General features: G+C 66.5%; 14 protein-coding genes. All 14 read left to right on the plus strand.

Going from position 1 to position 18,193, the window contains the following annotated elements; translation table 11 throughout:
* Positions 1 to 30: 30 nt before the first annotated feature.
* Positions 31 to 1,479: a UDP-N-acetylmuramate--L-alanine ligase gene (gene murC / locus LDL28_RS04325; protein ID WP_233057373.1), complete on the plus strand. Its 1,449-nt coding sequence runs from the start codon at positions 31 to 33 to the stop codon at positions 1,477 to 1,479.
* Positions 1,480 to 2,454 carry a UDP-N-acetylmuramate dehydrogenase gene (gene murB, locus LDL28_RS04330; protein ID WP_233057374.1) on the plus strand — a complete coding sequence of 325 codons (975 nt, stop codon included), beginning with the start codon at positions 1,480 to 1,482 and terminating at the stop codon, positions 2,452 to 2,454.
* Entirely contained in the window at positions 2,451 to 3,392 is a 942-nt protein-coding gene (locus tag LDL28_RS04335) for a D-alanine--D-alanine ligase (RefSeq protein WP_233057375.1), read from the plus strand. Before murB ends, LDL28_RS04335 begins: the two co-directional genes overlap by 4 nt.
* Entirely contained in the window at positions 3,389 to 4,321 is a 933-nt protein-coding gene (locus LDL28_RS04340; protein ID WP_233057376.1) for a cell division protein FtsQ/DivIB, read from the plus strand. Before LDL28_RS04335 ends, LDL28_RS04340 begins: the two co-directional genes overlap by 4 nt.
* The gene (ftsA, locus tag LDL28_RS04345; protein WP_233057377.1) at positions 4,318 to 5,721 is read left to right on the plus strand and encodes a cell division protein FtsA; all 1,404 of its coding nucleotides are present in this window, start codon (positions 4,318 to 4,320) and stop codon (positions 5,719 to 5,721) included. Before LDL28_RS04340 ends, ftsA begins: the two co-directional genes overlap by 4 nt.
* Before the next feature lie 77 nt (positions 5,722 to 5,798).
* Positions 5,799 to 7,292, plus strand: a complete 1,494-nt coding sequence (ftsZ, locus tag LDL28_RS04350) for a cell division protein FtsZ (protein ID WP_233057378.1) — start codon at positions 5,799 to 5,801, stop codon at positions 7,290 to 7,292.
* Positions 7,293 to 7,453: 161 nt separating this feature from the next.
* Positions 7,454 to 8,422, plus strand: coding sequence for a UDP-3-O-acyl-N-acetylglucosamine deacetylase (gene lpxC, locus LDL28_RS04355; RefSeq protein WP_233057379.1), 969 nt, complete (start codon positions 7,454 to 7,456; stop codon positions 8,420 to 8,422).
* A gap of 82 nt (positions 8,423 to 8,504) precedes the next feature.
* Positions 8,505 to 9,389, plus strand: coding sequence for an outer membrane protein assembly factor BamD (locus tag LDL28_RS04360; RefSeq protein ID WP_233057380.1), 885 nt, complete (start codon positions 8,505 to 8,507; stop codon positions 9,387 to 9,389).
* A 36-nt stretch (positions 9,390 to 9,425) separates the two neighbouring features.
* Complete coding sequence (gene recN / locus LDL28_RS04365; RefSeq protein WP_233057381.1) at positions 9,426 to 11,147, plus strand: DNA repair protein RecN; 1,722 nt, start codon at positions 9,426 to 9,428, stop codon at positions 11,145 to 11,147.
* 53 nt (positions 11,148 to 11,200) lie between these two features.
* A complete protein-coding gene (ligA, locus tag LDL28_RS04370) occupies positions 11,201 to 13,300 on the plus strand; it encodes an NAD-dependent DNA ligase LigA (RefSeq protein WP_233059185.1) in 2,100 nt (699 codons plus the stop codon).
* A 169-nt stretch (positions 13,301 to 13,469) separates the two neighbouring features.
* Positions 13,470 to 14,600, plus strand: a complete 1,131-nt coding sequence (locus LDL28_RS04375; RefSeq protein ID WP_233057382.1) for a BMP family ABC transporter substrate-binding protein — start codon at positions 13,470 to 13,472, stop codon at positions 14,598 to 14,600.
* Between the two features lie 19 nt (positions 14,601 to 14,619).
* Entirely contained in the window at positions 14,620 to 16,179 is a 1,560-nt protein-coding gene (locus LDL28_RS04380) for an ABC transporter ATP-binding protein (RefSeq protein WP_233059186.1), read from the plus strand.
* Positions 16,179 to 17,243: an ABC transporter permease gene (locus tag LDL28_RS04385; RefSeq protein WP_233057383.1), complete on the plus strand. Its 1,065-nt coding sequence runs from the start codon at positions 16,179 to 16,181 to the stop codon at positions 17,241 to 17,243. Before LDL28_RS04380 ends, LDL28_RS04385 begins: the two co-directional genes overlap by 1 nt.
* Positions 17,240 to 18,178, plus strand: a complete 939-nt coding sequence (locus LDL28_RS04390; protein ID WP_233057384.1) for an ABC transporter permease — start codon at positions 17,240 to 17,242, stop codon at positions 18,176 to 18,178. Before LDL28_RS04385 ends, LDL28_RS04390 begins: the two co-directional genes overlap by 4 nt.
* The last annotated feature ends 15 nt before the right edge of the window (positions 18,179 to 18,193 follow it).

Here is an 18,193-nt window from a genome sequence, read left to right on the forward strand (position 1 = left end):
CCGCCTGCGCGAACACGGAGATCCGATTGCATGAGAGCCCTGCCCCTTTCCATTGGCACCATCCATTTTGTCGGCATCGGCGGAATCGGCATGTCCGGCATCGCCGAAGTGCTGCATATGCTTGGCTATGTGGTGCAGGGTTCCGACATTGCTGAAAACGCCAATGTCGTGCGCCTGCGCGCCGCCGGAATTCCGGTCACCATAGGCCATGACGCGGCGAACCTGGGCAATGCGCAGGTCGTGGTGACCTCCACCGCCGTGCAGCGTGACAACCCCGAGGTCGTGGCCGCCCGCGCGCGGCTGATCCCGGTCGTGCGCCGGGCGGAGATGCTGGCCGAGCTCATGCGCCTGCGCTGGTCGATCGCTGTGGGCGGCACGCATGGCAAGACCACCACGACCAGCCTCGTCGCCGCCGTGCTGGAAGCGGCGAAGCTGGACCCCACGGTCATCAACGGTGGCATCATCGAAGCCTACGGCACCAATACCCGCATGGGTTCAGGTGACTGGATGGTGGTCGAGGCCGATGAGAGCGACGGCTCGTTCCTGCGCCTGCCCTCCGTCATTACGGTCGTGACCAACATGGACCCCGAGCACCTGGACCACTGGGGCACGGAAGAGGCCATGCAGGCGGCGTATGACCAGTTCGTGTCCAACATCCCGTTCTATGGCTTCGCGGTGCTGTGCATCGACCATCCCGCCGTGCAGCAGATGATCCCGCGCCTGTCGGACCACCGGATCATCACCTACGGCTTCTCGCCCCAGGCGGATGTGCGGGCCGAAAAGGTCATTACCGACAAGCTGGGCGCCACGTTCGAGGTCGTGATCACCAGCCGCAACCGCAACCGTTCGCGCCGGGCGGGGCCGTTCCGCCTGCCCATGCTGGGCCACCATAACGTGCAGAACGCGCTGGCCGCCATCGCCGTCGGCACCGAGATGGAGATAGACGACGCCACCATCCGCTCCGCCTTCGCGGCCTTCCGGGGCGTCAAGCGCCGCTTCACCCGCACGGGGGAGACCGGCGGCATCACCATCATCGACGATTACGGCCACCACCCGGTGGAAATCGCCGCCGTGCTGAAGGCGGCGCGTCAGGCCGGGGCGGGCAACGTGATCGCGGTGGTGCAGCCGCACCGCTATTCGCGCCTCCAGACCCTGTTCAATGAATTCTGCACCTGCATGAACGATGCGGGCACGGTCATCATTGCCGATGTCTATGCCGCCGGTGAACAGCCGATCGACGGGATCGACCGCGACGCGCTGGTCGAGGGGCTGCGCGAACGCGGGCACCGTTCCGTCGTGCCGCTGCCGGGGCCGGAGCATCTGGCCGAAATGATCAACGCCATTGCCCGGCCGGGCGATTTTGTCGTCTGCCTTGGCGCGGGCAGCATCACCAACTGGGCGCAGGCGCTGCCCGCGCAACTGGCGGAGCTTCAGCCCGGCGCGCGCCCCGTGGCCACGCAGAAGGCGGATGCCCAGTAAATGAGCGAAACTGCCCCCGCACCTGCCCTGCCCCAATGGGCCGGGGTTCTGGATACGGATCCCTGCCGTCCCCGTGGCCGCCTGACCGCGCAGGCCCCGCTGGGCGCGCGCACGTGGTTCCGCGTGGGGGGGCCGGCGGAACTCCTGTTCCAGCCGGCCAGCGCGGAAGATCTGGCCCGCGTGCTGCGCTGCCTCCCGCTGGAGGTGCCGGTACTCGCACTCGGGGCCTGTTCGAACGTAATCGTGCGCGATGGCGGCATTGACGGGCTGGTCATCCGCCTTGCCCGTGGTTTTTCCACCATCACGCGCGACGGGAACGGGCTGATCGTGGGGGCGGCCTGCCTGGACGTGACCGTTGCCGAACATGCGGCCCAGGCCGGGCTGGGTGGGCTGGAATTCCTGGCGGGCATACCCGGCTCGATCGGGGGCGCGGTGGCCATGAACGCCGGGGCCTACGGGTCGGACATGGCCACGGTCATGGACTGGGTGGAGGTGGTGACGCGCGACGGCAGGCTGCTGCGCCTGCCCGCCGCGTCGCTGGATTTCAGCTACCGCCACGCCACCCTGCCCGCGCAGGCAGTGGTGGTGCGGGCGCGGCTGAACGCGAACGAAGCCCTGCCCGCCGCCATCCGCCAGCGTATCGAGGACATCCGCGCCGCGCGCGAGGCAGCCCAGCCCGTCCGCGCCCGCACCGGGGGGTCCACCTTCCGCAATCCCGCACCCGACGAATCCGAACGCAAGGCATGGGAACTGATCGACGCCGCCGGGTGCCGTGGCCTGAAGATCGGCGGCGCGCAGATGAGCGAGAAGCATTGCAATTTCATGCTCAACACGGGCAATGCCACCGCAGGCGACCTGGAACGGCTGGGGGAGACGGTGCGCCAGCGCGTGCATGACCATACCGCCGTCACACTGCGCTGGGAAATCCGGCGGATCGGTCGCCCGGCGGCTACTGGCAGGGAAGAAGACGCATGACACGCCGCAAGATTTCCGTCCTGATGGGCGGCCTCTCAGCCGAGCGCACGGTCAGCCTGAACAGCGGGCGCAACGTGGCCGAGGCCCTGCGCGGCCGGGGGCATGACGTGCGCTGCATCGACGCGGGCGAGGACCTGCTTTCCATCGTGCGCGACCTGCGCGATCACGCGCCCGATGTCGTGTTCAACGCCCTGCATGGCCGCTTTGGGGAAGACGGATCCATTCAGGGCGTGCTGGACTGGATGGGCATCGCCTATACCCATTCCGGTGTCCGGGCTTCGGCCACGGCCATGGACAAGGATGCGGCGCGCCGGGTCTTCGCCGCCGCCGGGCTGCCGGTGGCGACCGGGCTGCTCGTGACCCCCACCGAACTGGAAATGGCGGATCCGCTGCCCGCGCCCTATGTCGTCAAGCCGCTGAACGAGGGATCATCGGTCGGCGTCGCGATCATCCACCCCGCCAGCAACCGCCGGGCGGAGGTCGCGCGTTCATGGTCCTTCGGCACGCATGTACTGGCGGAGGAATACGTGCCCGGCCGTGAACTGACCGTGGGCGTGCTGGAAGACCGCGCGCTGACCGTAACCGACATAACACCCGCGGGCGGCGTTGCGGATTTTTATGACTATGAGGCCAAATACAGCACGGGCGGTTCGTGCCACCAGCTTCCCGCGCGGATCCACCCCACGGCCTTTGAACAGGCGCGTGAACTGGCGCTGGCCACCCACCGCGCGCTGGGCTGCCGGGGGGCCAGCCGCACGGATTTCCGTTACGATGACACAGCGGCCCCGGACGGCCCCGGCCGCCTTGTCATTCTGGAAACCAATACCCAGCCGGGCATGACGCCGACCTCCCTCCTGCCCGAGCAGGCCGCCGCATGCGGCATGGACTATGCCACCCTGTGCGAGTGGATGATCGACCACGCGACCTGCCGTACATGAAGCGACCGGCCGACAGCAGCCACCGTCCCTCCCGGCTCTCGATCTTCGTGCGCCGGCAGCGGCGACTGCTGCGTCCGTTTCTCGTGCTGCTGGTGCTGGCCGGATTCGTGGCCGCCGGCGTCCTGACGTTCCGGCATTTCGGCTCCGACCCGCGTTTCGCGCCGCTGCGCAACCGGATCATCAACATGCTGCCGTTGCGGATAACCGAGATCGACGTGACCGGCTGCGTGCTGACCAGCGAAGCCGCGCTGCAGGAGGCGCTGGGCGTGCGGACGGGGGATTTCATCCTCGGCTTTTCCATGACCGCCGCGCGCCAGCGTATCGACGCGCTGCCCTTCGTCGATCATTCCGTGGTGGAGCGGCACCTGCCGCACACCATCATCATCCACCTGTTCGAGCGGCGTCCCTTCGCGGTATGGCAGAATCACGGCCATTTCATGCTGATCGACCGTGAAGGCAACCAGGTGCGCGACCAGGGCATGACCGGCAAGGATGCCGAGGCCTTCATGCAACTGCCGCTGGTGGTCGGCCCGGACGCCAATACGGCGGCGGCGGCACTGATAGACGAACTTTCGGCGCAGCCCGAGGTGCGTGCCCATGTGGTGGCGGCGGCGCGCGTGGGCCAGCGCCGGTGGAACCTGACCCTGCGCAACGGCACCACCATCTTGCTGCCCGAAGGCCAGGAAGTCGCGGCCCTGAAGCGGCTTGCACAGATGCAGCAAAGTATAAGAATACTGGACCGGCCGGTTATCGCCATAGACATGCGCCTGCCTGATCGCCTGATCATACGTGAAAATCCGCCTGCCCCGCCGAATGATAACGACGGGGACAGGGGCGACACACCGCCACAGGCGGCCCCCACGGGGGATCAGGCGCCTGCCGCGCCATGGCTTTCCCCCGATACCGGTCCGATACGGAGGCGGGCATGACATATCCAGTGCCGGGAACGGTCCAGCCGACCCTTCCCGCAACACGCGCAACCACACCCACCGCCCCGGTGCCCGCCATTCGCGGCTCCGGCCTGCCAGCGCCCGTGCCCCGTTCACGCACGGCGGGCGCGCTGGTACCCACGGATGAACGCCCCCCCGCGCGCAGGCTGCGCACGGGCCCGTTCAGCGTGCTGGATATCGGTTCGACCAAGATCGTGTGCCTGATCGGGCGGGGGGAGCCGGATAACACGATCCGCATCCTCGGCCATGGCTGGCGGCGCTCGCACGGGGTGCGCTCGGGCGGGATCGTGGACCTGCGCGAGGCGGAAAGCGCCATCCGCGCCGCCGTGGCGCAGGCGGAGGACATGGCGACGGAACGCCGGGACTCGATTTTCGTCAACCTGTCATGCGGCCATCCGGAAAGCCGGCATATCAACGCGCGCTGGCCCATTGGCGGGCGCGAGATCACAAAGACCGATGTCAGCCGCATCATTGCCGAAGGCCGCCTGCGCGCCGTATCGGAAGGGCGGTCGGCCATCCATACCCTGCCGCTGGATTACGCGGTGGACGACACGCAGGAAGTGCTCGACCCGCGCGGGCATCTGTGTGACCTGCTATCCGCCCGGCTGCATGTGATTGACGCCAACACCACGGCCCTGCGCAACCTCGAGGCCGTCCTGTCGCGCGTGGAGCTCAAGATCGAGGGGATGGTCTCATCCCCTCTCGCCTCCGGCCTTGCGGTCATGAACGAGGACGAACGCAACCTTGGCGCCACGGTGGTGGACATGGGCGGCGGCACCACCTCGATCGGGGTGTTCGGGGAGGGGCGGCTGCTGCATACCTCCACGATTCCCGTGGGCGGCCTGCACATCACCCGCGACATCGCCCATGGGCTGTCCACGTCCATCGACAATGCCGAGCGGCTGAAGACCATGCATGGATCGGCCGAACTGCTGGGGGGGGACGACCATGATTCCATCCTGGTGCAGCTGATCGGTGACAACGACCATCATTATGTCAGAATTCCCCGTGCAAGAATTGTCTCGATCATACATCCGCGCGTGGAGGAAACATTGGAAATGGTAAGGGACAGGCTGGAAATGGCCGCCGTCGGCCCCGCGTCCGACGGCCGCGTGATCCTGACCGGCGGCGGCTCGCTACTGGAAGGGATCGGGCCGATGGCCGCGCGCATCCTGAACCGCCAGGTCCGGCTGGGCCGCCCGCGCCGCATTGTCGGCCTGCCCGAAAACGCGGCGACGTGGCCCATGTTCTCGACTTCCGCCGGGCTGCTGGCCTGGGCCGCCGGGGCCGCCGATGAAATGGGCGAACCCGACACGCGCGACGCCCGCCCCGCCGGTCTCGTGCGACGTTTTATGGATTTCATACGCGAAAGGGTATGACATTGTGCAGAAACCCTTTATTGTAATTTAGCCATTCGTATGCCAGCCCGCCTACCCCAATCCATCGGGAGCCAAGCATGACCCTCAACCTGACCATCCCGCAACAGAATCATTCCGATTTCACCCCCCGCATTACGGTGATCGGCGTTGGCGGTGGTGGGACCAATGCGGTGGACAACATGATCCATTCGCAGTTGCAGGGGGTGGAATTCGTTGTCGCCAACACCGATGCCCAGCAGCTCTCCCACAGCAGCGCCGACCGCCGCATCCAGCTTGGCCCGCACCTGACGCAGGGCCTTGGCGCGGGCGCGAAGCCGGAAATCGGCCGCGCCGCGGCGGAAGAGGCTTGCGACGAGCTGTCGCGCCATCTGGATGGCGCGCATATGGTGTTCATCACCGCGGGCATGGGCGGCGGCACCGGCACGGGGGCCGCGCCGGTCATCGCGCGCATGGCGCGTGAACGTGGCATCCTGACCGTGGGCGTCGTGACCAAGCCCTTCACGTTCGAAGGGGGGCGGCGCGCCAAATCGGCGGATGCGGGCATTGCCGAACTCCAGCAGTTCGTCGATACGCTGATCGTGATCCCGAACCAGAACCTGTTCCGGCTGGCCAATGAGCGCACAAGCTGGAAAGACGCGTTCAAGATGGCGGACAACGTGCTGTACATGGGTGTGCGCGGTGTCACCGACCTCATGATGGCGCCCGGCCTGGTCAATCTCGACTTTGCCGATATCCGCACCATCATGGCGGAAATGGGCAAGGCGATGATGGGCACGGGCGAGGCCGAGGGCGAAAACCGCGCCATCGCTGCCGCCGAGGACGCGATTTCCAACCCGCTGCTTGAAGATACGTCGATGGCGGGCGCGCAGGGCTTGCTCATCAACATCACGGGTGGCGAGGATCTGACCCTGTTCGAGGTGGATCAGGCCGCCAACCGCATCCGGGAGGAAGTGGCCGAAGACGCCAACATCATCTTCGGTTCCGCCATCGACACGGCGCTGAACGGGCGCATCCGCGTCTCCGTGGTGGCGACGGGCATCGACAACCCGCCCTCACGCGCCACGGCGCAGCCGCCCCAGCAGCCTGCCGAGGCCGTCGCCCCCGCCGCGACTCCGGCTGCCGCCCCGCAGGCCACGCCCCCCATGCCCGGCGCCACGGCAGCGGCCCAGCCCGCCACCGCCGCGACTCCGGCGGGACAGCCCGCTGCCACCGCCACGCCGCCGCAGCCGGCGCGCCCGGCGGCACCGCAGGCTCCCTCCCCCGATGCCGTGCCGCCGCAGGTGGCCCAGGCGCAGCGTGGATCGCCACGCTCCCCCCTGTTTACCGAAAGCGCGAAGGCCCCGGCACCCGAGCCACAGCAGCCCGCGCCGCGCAGCCTGTTCGGAATCGTGACCGGCGCGCTGCGCCGCCATTCCACCCCGCCACAGCCGGAAGCGGCGCCGCGCACCGAACCCTCCGTGCAGCAGCAGGCGCCGCAGCAGCCCCAGCCGGAACAGCCGGCGGGTGGCGCCCCCGCGGCCGATGACGGGGGGCTGGACATTCCGGCCTTCCTGCGTCGGCGCTCATCGTAACGAATGCGGGCGCGACCTGCTTTGGTGCGGGTCGCGGATCGTGGTATCCAATAGGTAACAATAGGCAATAATCCTTGACTGTCCGAATGGGCGACAACGCAGTAGCATTCACCATGCCACTTACTGCGCGTTCTCCCACTCTTCCGCCAAGGATACAGGCAATGGACGGCATGTTGCCGCAGACAGGCGCCCCCTACATGCCACAATCCCCCGATAGCGGGCAGATGCAGCATACCCTGCGCCAGCCGATCAGCAGCGTGGGCACGGGCCTTCATACGGGCGCACGCATTACCCTGCGCCTTTCACCCGCGCCGGAGAACACCGGAATCGTGTTCCGGCGCGAGGACAGGGGGGATCTGCCCCCCCTCGCCGCCCATTATGATACGGTGGTCGATACCCGGTTGAGTACGGTGCTGGCCCATGACCCGCAGGCCGACGCCAGCGCCCGGATCGCCACGGTGGAACACCTGATGGCGGCGCTGGCGGGATGCGGCATCGACAATGTCTTCATTGACGTCAATGGCCCCGAAATCCCGGTTTTTGATGGTTCCGCCGCTGAATTCGTCTTCCTGATCGAATGCGCGGGCATCCGGCCGCAGGCGGCCCCGCGCCGGAACATCTACATCAACCGGACCGTGCGGGTGGAAGATGGCGATGCCTATGCCGAACTCTCCCCCAGCAGGGAACCGGGGCTGCTGATCGATATTTCCATTGATTTCCCGGCCGCGGCCATTGGTCGGCAGCGCTACACCGCACGGATGGATAGCCGCCACTTCCACAAGCAGCTCAGCGCGGCCCGCACCTTCGTGCTGCAACCTGAAATCGAACACCTGCACGCCATCGGGCTGGCCCGTGGGGGGTCGCTGGACAACGCCATCGTCGTCAGTGGCGATCATGTCCTCAACCCGACGGGACTGCGCCACCCCGATGAGTTCGTGCGCCACAAGGTTCTCGACGCGATTGGCGACCTCCACCTGGCTGGCGGCATGATCCATGGCTATTTCCGGGGCCATAAATCGGGGCATACGCTCAATAACCGCCTGCTGCGCAAGCTGTTCTCCGATCAGGCGAACTGGCGCGAGATCCCGTCCGCCACACCGGCGCGCCTGCCGCACATCAAGGCCGCGTGATGGGAAGGGGCGAAATCCGCACGCGAAGACTTCACCCTCCCCCGGCACATGATATAAAGCTTCCGTAACTGGAAGAGCCGGCATGTTCGTACGCAGATCACGATATACCCCGCAGTCACTGCGCAATGCCCGCCATGCGGCCCGCTGGCTGGCGTTTGTGCCCGTCGCCTCCCTTCTGGCGGCATGTGGCAACAGCGCCAGCAGCATCAACGAACGCGCGCCCCGCGTCGGTTCGGCGGAAACACTGTACAATAACGGCGTGGATGCCCTGCGTTCCGACCGTTACCTGCTTTCGGTCAACCAGTTCGACACCCTGCAACGCAACTATCCCTATTCCCCTTACACGGCCAATGCGCAGCTTATGGAAGGCTACGCCAACTACCTGCTGAACAAATATCCCGAAGCCGTGCAGCAGCTTGACCGTTTTCTGGAACTGCACCCCACCAGCGGGGACGCCGCCTATGCCTTCTATCTGCGCGCGCTGTGCTATTACGAACAGGTCGCTGACGTGCAGCGCGACCAGCAGGGCACGGTGGAGGCCATGGACGCGCTGGAGGAAGTCATTACCCGCTTCCCCCAAAGCCCCTATTCACGCGATGCGCAGTTGAAGATCGACCTGTGCCGCGACCATCTGGCGGGCAAGGAAATGCTGGTGGGGCGCTACTACCAGCAGCAGAACGACTTTCCCGCCGCCGCCGGCCGCTACCAGCGCGTGGTGCAGGATTTCCAGACCACGAACCATGTGCCCGAGGCGCTGGAACGGCTGGTGGAGGTCTATCTGGACATGGGCCTGCTGGAACAGGCCCGCAAGACCGGCGCGGTGCTGGCCTATAACTACCCCAGCAGCAAATGGTACCACGATGCGTACGATCACCTGCGCGCGCACCATCTGCTCAAGGGGGTGGACGCCCCGGACCACAAGCAGGGCCGCAACATCTTCTCGCGGGCATGGCATTCGATTTTCTGATTTCCGCCAACGGCTTGTGCTGAACAGGAAACCTGCATGCTGACACAGCTCTCGATACGGGATGTGGTCCTGATCGAAAAACTGGATCTGGCCTTCCCCCCCGGCCTGACCGTGCTGACGGGGGAAACCGGGGCCGGAAAATCCATCCTGCTGGACAGTCTCGGCCTGGCGCTGGGGGAACGCGCCAGCGCGTCACTGGTGCGTGCGGGATGCGAGCAGGCCAGTGTCAGCGCCTGTTTCGAGATCAGCCCCACCCACCCGCTGCACCTGCTGTTAAGCGAACAGGGCATTGCGCTGGATGATGCGCACGAACCCATCCTGCTGCGCCGGGTCGTGACGGTCGATGGCCGTTCACGCGCCTATATCAATGACCAGCCGGTTGCCATCAGCCTGTTGCGGCGGGCGGCCACGCTGCTGGTGGAAATTCAGGGCCAGCACGAACAGATGGGGCTGGCCGATCAGGCCACGCATCTGGATCTGCTCGATGCCTTTGGCACCCCGCCCGACCTGCGCGGCCGCACGGCGGGGGCCTACCGCCAGTGGATCGAGGCCACGGCGGAACTGGCCGCCGCCCGCGCGGAAATGGAAAATGCCGCGCGGGAGGAAGACTGGCTGCGCCAGGCGGTGGATGACCTGGGCACGCTCGCCCCGCAGGAAGATGAGGAAGCCCAGCTTGCCGGGCTGCGTCAGGCCCTGCAGCAGGGGGAACGCCGGGCGGAGGCCATAGCCGCGGCACTGGCTGACCTGTCGCCGCGCGACCGGCGCTCCCCCGGGCCCGCATCCGCGCTGCGCAATGCCAGCCGCGCGCTGCAACGCCTGCTGCCCGCCCCCACCGACCTGAACCCCGAGGCCGTGGGCGCCACCGAACAGGCGGCGGCGCAGGAAGCGCTCAATGCGCTGGAACGGGCGGAAGAGGCGCTGGCCGAGGCTGAAAACCTGCTTTCCCGCCTCGCTTCGGACGCGCAGGCCGACCCGCGCCTGCTGGAACAGACGGAAGAGCGCCTGTTCGCCCTGCGCGCGGAAGCCCGCAAGCATGGCGTCTCCGTGCCGGAACTGCCGGGGCTGCTCGCCGCGTTCGCGGAACGGCTGGGCGCGCTCGATTCAGGCAATGCCCGCATCGATGCGCTGGAAAGGCGGGTGGCCGAAACCCGTGCCGGTTTCGAGGCCGTCGCCCTTGAACTGACCGCCGCGCGCGAAAAGGCGGCCCGCAGGCTGGAACAGGCCGTGATGGCGGAACTGAAGCCGCTCCGGCTGGAACGCGCCCGCTTTATCGTCGAGCTTGTCCCGCTGGAGGCGGAAGCGTGGAACGCGCGCGGCAAGGAGCAGGCCTCTTTCTTGATCGCGGCCAACCCCGGCCAGCCGCCGGGCCCGCTGGCCAAGGTGGCGTCGGGGGGGGAGCTATCGCGTCTCATGCTGGCGCTCAAGGTCGTGCTGGCGGGGCGTTCGGCCATTCCCACGCTGGTCTTTGATGAAGTGGATTCCGGCGTGGGCGGGGCCACCGCCAGCGCCATCGGGGAGCGGCTCTATACCGTGGGCCGCAGCGTGCAGGTACTGGTCGTCACCCACAGCCCGCAGGTCGCGGCGCGGGGGGACGCACATCTGCGCATAAGCAAGAGTGTCAGCCGTGGCCGGACGGAAACCCATGCCGCCCCGCTGGACACGCAGGCCCGGCGCGAGGAAATCGCCCGCATGCTCTCTGGTGACACCATTACCTCCGCCGCCCGTGCCGCGGCTGACAGCCTGCTGAAAGGGGACTGACATTGCCCCCCCGCCCGACGACTCCCCCCCCCGCCGAAGAAGAAGCCCGCCGCCTGCTGGCCGAACAGACTGCCGAGGAGACCGATGAAGCACAGGCCGCCCGCACGCTGGAGCAGCTTGCCCGGCTGCTGCGCCAACTGGATGCGGCCTACCATCAGGCGGATGCGCCGCTTGTCGATGATGCGACATATGACCGGCTGCGCACGCTCAATACCCTGCTGGAAAAGCGTTTCCCCGGCCTGCGCCGCGCCGACAGCCCGGCGCAGGACATTGGCGCGCCCGCTTCCGGCCCGTTCCGCCGCCACCGGCACATGGTGCCGATGCTCTCGCTCGACAACGTTTTCGGGCGGGAGGAATTCGATGCCTTCATCAACCGTATCGCCCGTTTCCTGGGCCTGACGGAGGCGCAGGCGCACGAACTGGCCTTTGTCGCGGAACCCAAGATCGATGGCCTGTCCATCAGCCTCACCTATGAACACGGCCGGTTCATCCGCGGCACCACGCGCGGTGACGGCACCGAAGGCGAGGACGTGACCGCCAACCTGCGCACGATGGACGACATTCCCGACCATCTGCCCGCCCCCTACCCTGATGTGATTGAAATACGCGGGGAGGTCTTCCTGTCCAAACAGGCGTTTCTGGAACTCAACGCGGCGCAGGAACGCGCGGGGGAAAAACCCTTCGCCAACCCGCGCAACGCCGCCGCCGGTTCCCTGCGCCAGCTTGACCCGGCCATTACCGCGAAACGCCCGCTCTCCCTGTTCGCCTATGCCGCCGGTTTTTGCAGCGCGCCACTGGCGGCGACCCATCATGACTATCTCAAACAGCTTGAGGCCTGGGGTCTGCGCGTCAATCCGCTAAGCCTGCGGGTGGGCAACGCGGCTGAAGCCGAAGCCTTCATGGCGCGGCTCGCACGCGGACGCTCGGCGCTGGATTACGACATTGACGGTGTGGTGTACAAGCTTGACGACCGCGCCCTGCAGGAACGTCTGGGCTTTGCCGGCCGCGCGCCGCGCTGGGCGGTGGCGTGGAAATTCCCCGCCGAACAGGCCATCACGCGGCTTGAAAAAATCGAGATCCAGGTCGGGCGCACCGGCGCGCTGACGCCGGTGGCACTTTTGCAGGCCGTCAATGTGGGCGGCGTGATCGTAACCCGCGCCAGCCTGCATAATGAAGACGAGATCACCCGCAAGGACATACGCGAGGGCGACCTTGTCCATGTCCAGCGCGCGGGCGACGTGATCCCGCAGGTGACGGGCGTGGTGCTGCCGCGCGATGTGGAACGCTCCCCGTATGTTTTCGAACATGTCTGTCCCATATGCGGGGCGCATGCCGAACGCCCGGAGGGCGAGGTGGTATGGCGCTGCTCCGGCGGGCTGACCTGCCCCGCGCAGGTGGTGGAGCGGCTGACCCATTTCGTCTCACGCGATGCATTCGACATCGACGGGCTGGGTGAGCGCACGATCGTGGAGTTCCACGAACTGGGCTGGCTGCGCACGCCTGCCGATATTTTCCGCCTTCATGTGCATGAAGCCGAAATCGCCGGACGGGATGGCTGGGGCAAGCTCTCGGCCCATAATCTGGTCACCGCCATCGAGGCGCGACGGACGATCGAACTGTCACGGCTGATCTACGCGCTGGGCATCCGCCGCATCGGCATCAACAACGCCCGCCTTCTGGCGCGGCATTACGGATCCCTGGCCAACTGGCGCCAGCAGATGGAGAAGGCCGCCATCATCGGCTCGGACGAGAGGCTGGAACTCGGCTCGATCACCGGCATCGGCACCGCCATTGCCGATGAACTGGTGGCCTTCTTCGCCGAGGAACATAACCGCGCAACGCTGGATGACCTGGACAGCGTGCTGGCGCGGGTCACGGATGAGGAAATGGTGGCCGAGGGCGCGCTGTCGGGCAAGACCATCGTCTTCACCGGCACGCTCGTCACCATGACCCGCCCCGAAGCCCGCGCGGTGGCCGAACGGCTGGGCGCGCGGGTGTCCGATAGCGTATCGAAAAAGACGGACATCGTGGTGCTGGGCGAAAAAGCCGGCTCCAAGGTCCGCAAGGCGGCCGAACTGGGCGTGACCACCATGGATGAAGCCGGCTGGCGCCTACTGGCGGGCATGCCGCCCATAACACCACGGCATGAATAACACTTCCATGCCGGGCCATGCCGCATGAGTGTGGCCTTGCATGTCCTTGTCGCGTAACGTTTACTACCATAACGAACCCATCACGAAGTAGCAGGAGCATCCGCACGGGACCGACACGTCATGTTGCCGCAACGGGGTGCGGCATGGATTATCAGGGGGATCATAGCTTATGACAGTTTCAGGGCCGCGGGGGCGGCTGCTGACAACACGCCGGAACATGCTGGGCATGGCCGGGGCGGCGGGTAGTGGCCTGCTGCTGCCACGCACCGGCAGGGCCGCGACCGGCCAGCCCGCATGGCGCAGGCCACTGGCGGAATCGGAGGCAGTCATCGCATTCGGCCATCCGGGGCCGATTACCGATGGCGGCTGGTCCATGGTGCATGACCGGGGCATGCGGGCCATACGCCGGACCTTTCCGCAGGTGCGCACCATTTATGTGGAAAGCGTGCCCTATTCCGCCGACGCCACGCGAATCTTCCGCCAGTTCGTGGCGGAAGGCGCGCAGATGGTCTTCTCCACATCAGAATATGGTGACTTCATGAAGGATGTCTCGGACCGTGCGCCCGATGTCGCCTTCATGGAATGTGACGGATCCACCCTGACCGGCAACCTGGGCTGGTATTACGTCGCGCACTGGTACGCCAGCTATGTCATCGGCATCGCGGCGGGGCTCATGACCCGCACCGGCAAGCTCGGCTTTCTGGGCTCCTTTCCCATCCCGTCCGTCTATGCCAGCGCCAACGCCACCCTGCTGGGCGCGCAGTCGATCAACCCGTCCATCACGATGCAGGCCATCACCACCAATTCATGGTTCGACCCGCAGGCCGCGACGCAGGGCGCAACCGCCCTGGCCGATAACGGGTGTGATTTCCTGTGCGGGATCATGGATGAACCGGCCTATCTGCGTGTGGCCACGCAGCGCGGGATCAAGGCGGCGATGTGGAATACCGGCATGCTCAGCTACGGGCCGCAGGCCTATGTCAGTTCCGTCACGCTGGATTTCGACGAATTCTACATCGCGCAGGTCCGCAGCCTGCTGGCGGGCGAATGGCAGCCCGAAGGCCGCTTCCTGACACTGGGCAGGGGCGTGGACCGCGATGCCTGGGGTCCGACCGTGCCGCAGGCCGTGGCCCGGCAGGCCGATGACATGCGCGCGCGCATGCTGGCGGGGTACACCCCGTTCAGCGGCCCCATTCACGACAATCACGGTCGCCTGCGCGTGCCTGCGGGCGTCACGCTGAGCGATGTGGACATCTATCACAGCGACTGGGCTGTGGCGGGAGTATCCGGTCTTGAATAAACCCACCAACCCGCCCGGCATGGCGCCGGGCACGCCGCCCATCCTGCAGTTGCGCGGCATCGCCAAGCTCTTTCCCGGCGTCGTGGCCAACAAGGACGTGGATCTGGATGTCTGGCCGGGCGAAATCCATGCCCTGCTGGGTGAAAACGGGGCGGGCAAGTCCACGCTGATGAATGTCGTAACCGGCATCTACCAGCCGGAGGAAGGCGAGATCATCCTGGATGGCTATGGCCAGACCTTCGCCTCCCCGCAGGATGCGATCCGCGCGGGCATCGGCATGGTGCATCAGCACTTCAAGCTGGTGGAAGCCTTTAGCGTGGCCGAAAACATCCATCTGGGCTGGGATGAGGCGCCCCGCATCGCGTCTCCCGCCGTCATGGAGGCCCGCACGCGCGAGATTTCGGAACGCTTCGGCTTTCCCGTCCGGCCCGATGCGCGCGTATGCGACCTGTCGGCCGGGGAGCAGCAGCGTGTCGAGATCCTGCGCGTTCTGGCGCGCAAGGCCCGCCTGCTGATCATGGATGAACCCACGGCCGTCCTGACACCGGAGGAGACGCAGGAACTCTTCCGCGCGCTGCGGGCCTTCCGGGCGCAGGGCAATGCCGTCATCATCATCAGCCATAAACTCGACGAGGTGATGGAGATTTCCGATCGGGTGAGCATCCTGCGGCGCGGGCGCAAGGTCGGCACGTTCAACACGGCGGAGTGCACGCCCTCCATGCTGGCCGCGACCATGGTGGGCCGTGACATTGTCCGGTGCAACATGCGCACCCGCCCCGACGGGGCGGCCCCGATCGCCCCCACCCCGATCATGCAGTTGCGCAATGTCACCGTGCGCGACGACCGGGGCGTGGATACATTGCGCGATGTCAGCCTTGACCTGCATGGCGGCGAGATTCTGGGCATCGCGGGTGTGGCCGGTAACGGACAGCGCGAACTGACGCATGTGCTGACCGGCCTCATGGCCCGCACATCGGGCGAGATCGTGCTTGATGGCAGCCTGGTCACCCGCGCGGATCCCGCCCTATTCGCCGCAGCGGGCGTGGGCCACATACCCGAGGACCGGCTGCGCAGCGCGCTGGCGCCCTCGCTGTCAATCACGACCAACATGGCGCTGCGCGAATATGCCCATCCCCCCATCGGGCGGCACGGGCTGTACGACGCCACCGCCGCCAGCGCGCTGGCGGGCGAGATCGCGGAGCTGGCGCAGGTCACCATTCCCGATTTCGCCATGCCGGTGCGCAACCTGTCGGGCGGTAACCAGCAGAGGCTGGTCGCCCGGCGGGAAATCCGCATCGCCAGCCGGGTTCTGGTCGCGGCCTATCCCGCGCGCGGGCTGGATATCGGGGCCATCGCCACCATGCTGGGCTACCTGACCGACCTGCGTGACCAGGGGGTGGCCGTCGTCTTCATTTCGGAGGATCTGGAAGACCTGCTGAATGTATCGGACCGGATCGGGGTCATGTTCCATGGCCGTCTCATGTCCGTCATCGAGGCCGAGGGGGCCGACATCGCCACAATCGGTATGCTTATGGGCGGGCGCGAACCGACCGACATGCAACCAGGAGCAGCACATTAATGGCCACACGTGCATTCCAGCGCCTGCCAACGGCGCCCGCGGGACGGATTCTCGCCCTCCGGCTGGTGGCGATCATCGTGTCACTGTTCATCATCGCCGGGGTGCTGGCGCTGGCCGGGCACAGCCCGCTCATGCTGGCGCAACTGATCGTGCGTTCCACACTGGGGTCGCGCTTCGGGCTGGAGGATCTGGCCCTGTTCATGTGCCCGCTGCTGCTGACCGGCGCCGCGGTAACCGTATGCGGCACGATCGGGCTATGGAATATCGGGGCGGAGGGCCAGTTCTATGCCGGCGCCATCGCCGCGACCGGCGTGGCGCTGGGGCTGCATGGCCCAGCGTCTGTCCTCCTGCCGCTCATGACCATCGCGGGGATTGTGGGGGGCATGGCGTGGATCGCGGTGCCGACGCTGGCGCGCGCCTATGCCGGGGTGAATGAGATCATCACCACCCTGCTGCTCAACTTCATTGCATCGCTCCTGACCTATTACCTGACCACCGGCCCGTGGCGGGACAGGATCAGCGGGGCGCAGGTCTCCACCCAGCGGCTGCCGGTTTCCATTCCCGAAATGTGGGGCATCGTGCACTGGGGCTTCCCGGTGGCCATTGTCATCGTGATCGGGCTGGCGCTGGTGCTGTCGCATACCCGGTGGGGCTATGAAATCCGTATTGGCGGGGCGAACCCGGAAGCCGCGCGCTATGCCGGGATTCCGGTGCAGTTGCGCATTATTTCGGTCATGCTGCTTTCGGGTGGTCTGGCGGGACTGGCCGGCATGTTTGAAGTCGCGGGCACGGTCCACCGCCTGCAGGGCGGAATGGCCAATAATTTCGGTTATCTGGGCATTGTGGTGGCGGTGCTGGCGCGGGGGTCGTGCCTGAACGTGATCCCGGCCGCCCTGCTTATGGCGCTCATCCTTGATTCCGGCATTGTCATGCAGACGCAGCAGCTTTCGGCCTCGGTCATTCTGGCCATTACCGGGCTGATCCTGTTCATGATCGCGATCGGGGATGAACTGGCCCATTACCGGCCGGTGGCCAAGGTGGCGGCGGAGGGAAAACTATCATGATCACATTGCTGACGGGCATGCTGGCCACCGCCGTACTGGCCGGTGGCGTACTCGCCCTTGCCGCGCTGGGGGAAGTCCTGGCCGAACGTGTGGGCGTGACCAACCTGGGCGTGGAAGGGCTTATGGCGCTGGGCGCGGTCACGGCGGTCATTACCGTGTTTTCCGTTCACTCCCCCTGGGTCGGGCTGCTGGCCGCCATCATGGTGGGGGCGCTGGGGGGGATGGTATTCGCCTTTGGCGCCGTGGTCATGCGGGCCAACCAGGTGCTGTGCGGGCTGGCGACCACCTTCATGGGGCTGGGTCTGTCCACCGCGCTGGGGCATAATTATGCGGGGCAGCCGGTGGATGCGATCTTCGGGCATGTCAATATCCCGCTGCTTTCCGCCATTCCGGTCATCGGTCCGGCGCTGTTCGGTCAGAACATCCTGATCGTACCGATATACGTGCTGCTGCCGCTGCTGGTACATTTCGTGATGTTCCGCACGCGCCACGGTCTGAACATGCGCGCGGTGGGGGAAAACCCGGCGGCGGCGGATGCGGCGGGCATACCCGTCATGGCCATGCGGTTCTGGTACGTCACCCTTGGCGGGGCTTTCGCGGGCATGGCGGGCGGCTACCTGACGCTGACCTATGTGCCGGTATGGTCCGAAGGCATGGTGGCGGGACGTGGCTGGATTGCGCTGGCGCTGGTTATCTTTGCGGGCTACCGGCCGGTTATCGTTACACTTTCAGCACTCCTGTTCGGGCTGGTCACGGCGCTGTCCTTTGTCGGGCAGGCACATAACTGGCCGATTGATCCCGCATTCCTGAACATGCTGCCCTATCTGGGCACGATGGCCTTCATAATCGTGCCCGTGGTCGTCTGGCACCGCATGCGGCGCATCATGGCGGCCCCGGCCGCGCTGGCGCAGCCCTATTATCGCGACGTGCGCTGACGCCCCGCCAAGCCC

It is taken from the genome of Komagataeibacter sp. FNDCR2 (assembly GCF_021295395.1).
GTDB lineage: Bacteria > Pseudomonadota > Alphaproteobacteria > Acetobacterales > Acetobacteraceae > Komagataeibacter.

Coding starts and splice junctions, on each gene's coding strand:
- murC (WP_233057373.1), top strand. CDS start 31: ATGAGAGCCCTGCCCCTTTCCATTGGCACCATCCATTTTGTCGGCATC.
- lpxC (WP_233057379.1), top strand. CDS start 7,454: ATGGACGGCATGTTGCCGCAGACAGGCGCCCCCTACATGCCACAATCC.
- LDL28_RS04375 (WP_233057382.1), top strand. CDS start 13,470: ATGACAGTTTCAGGGCCGCGGGGGCGGCTGCTGACAACACGCCGGAAC.
- LDL28_RS04390 (WP_233057384.1), top strand. CDS start 17,240: ATGATCACATTGCTGACGGGCATGCTGGCCACCGCCGTACTGGCCGGT.
- LDL28_RS04380 (WP_233059186.1), top strand. CDS start 14,620: ATGGCGCCGGGCACGCCGCCCATCCTGCAGTTGCGCGGCATCGCCAAG.
- LDL28_RS04385 (WP_233057383.1), top strand. CDS start 16,179: ATGGCCACACGTGCATTCCAGCGCCTGCCAACGGCGCCCGCGGGACGG.
- LDL28_RS04360 (WP_233057380.1), top strand. CDS start 8,505: ATGTTCGTACGCAGATCACGATATACCCCGCAGTCACTGCGCAATGCC.
- LDL28_RS04335 (WP_233057375.1), top strand. CDS start 2,451: ATGACACGCCGCAAGATTTCCGTCCTGATGGGCGGCCTCTCAGCCGAG.
- ftsA (WP_233057377.1), top strand. CDS start 4,318: ATGACATATCCAGTGCCGGGAACGGTCCAGCCGACCCTTCCCGCAACA.
- ftsZ (WP_233057378.1), top strand. CDS start 5,799: ATGACCCTCAACCTGACCATCCCGCAACAGAATCATTCCGATTTCACC.
- murB (WP_233057374.1), top strand. CDS start 1,480: ATGAGCGAAACTGCCCCCGCACCTGCCCTGCCCCAATGGGCCGGGGTT.
- LDL28_RS04340 (WP_233057376.1), top strand. CDS start 3,389: ATGAAGCGACCGGCCGACAGCAGCCACCGTCCCTCCCGGCTCTCGATC.
- recN (WP_233057381.1), top strand. CDS start 9,426: ATGCTGACACAGCTCTCGATACGGGATGTGGTCCTGATCGAAAAACTG.